Below are 641 nucleotides of genomic sequence, written 5' to 3'. Positions count from 1 at the left end.
GCCTCGCCGCCCGCGATGCGGAACATCTCGCGGACCAGGTCGACGCCGGCGACCTCCTCGGTGACCGGGTGCTCGACCTGGAGGCGGGTGTTGACCTCCAGGAAGGAGACGGTGCCGTCCTGGCCGACGAGGAACTCGCAGGTGCCGGCGCCGACGTAGCCGGCCTCGCGCAGGATGGCCTTGGAGGACTCGCGCAGCAGCCTTTCCTGCTCGGCGGTGAGGAAGGGGGCCGGGGCCTCCTCGACCAGTTTCTGGTGGCGGCGCTGGAGCGAGCAGTCGCGGGTGGAGACCACGACGACGTTGCCGTGGGCGTCGGCCAGGCACTGCGTCTCGACGTGGCGGGGCCGGTCGAGGTAGCGCTCGACGAAGCACTCGCCGCGCCCGAAGGCGGCCACCGCCTCGCGGACCGCGGACTCGTACAGCTCGGGGATCTCCTCCAGGGTGCGGGCGACCTTCAGGCCGCGTCCGCCGCCGCCGTACGCGGCCTTGATCGCGATCGGCAGGCCGTGCTGCTCGGCGAAGGCGACGACCTCGTCCGCGCCGGAGACCGGGTCCTTGGTGCCGGCGACCAGCGGCGCGCCGACCTTCTGGGCGATGTGCCTGGCCTGCACCTTGTCGCCGAGCGCGGCGATGGCGGCGGG

Annotated in this window: 1 protein-coding gene; it reads right to left on the bottom strand. The window is 73.5% G+C overall.

Going from position 1 to position 641, the window contains the following annotated elements:
* Window positions 1-641: ATP-binding protein (locus ABD292_RS48860; RefSeq protein ID WP_344220352.1), on the bottom strand; the 641-nt coding region annotated here is incomplete at both ends.

It is taken from the genome of Nonomuraea bangladeshensis (assembly GCF_039529455.1).
Classification (GTDB): Bacteria; Actinomycetota; Actinomycetes; order Streptosporangiales; family Streptosporangiaceae; genus Nonomuraea; species Nonomuraea bangladeshensis.
The sequence above is the reverse complement of the archived record's forward strand: the minus strand, read 5'-3'. Positions and strand labels throughout refer to the sequence as shown.